Annotated in this window: 1 pseudogene; it reads right to left on the reverse strand. The window is 47.4% G+C overall.

Annotated features, from left to right (window positions below):
• Positions 1-253, reverse strand: a pseudogene (locus tag ACPYOJ_RS36005) (hypothetical protein); the annotation flags it as partial.

The following is a 253-nucleotide window of genomic DNA, read 5'->3' on the forward strand; positions in this document are numbered from 1 at the left end:
GGGGGGGGGGGGGGGGGGTGTAGGGGGAAGAGAAGTTAATGTCTGGAAATATGGCGCAATTTCAGGAACCTGCTGTACTTCCCAGAACTGGAGTTTTGCAGAAGTCTGAAGCATTTTCTTCACCTTATCGATATCTTTCATACCGGGCATTTCCACAGAAATCCTTGCCGTACCAGGTACTCTCTGTACATTTGGCTGTACAGCACCCATTTTGTCAATTCTGGTTCTGATTACTTCATACGCAGTACCTACA

The sequence above is a fragment of the Rhizobium sp. SVR5-9E genome, assembly GCF_056755095.1.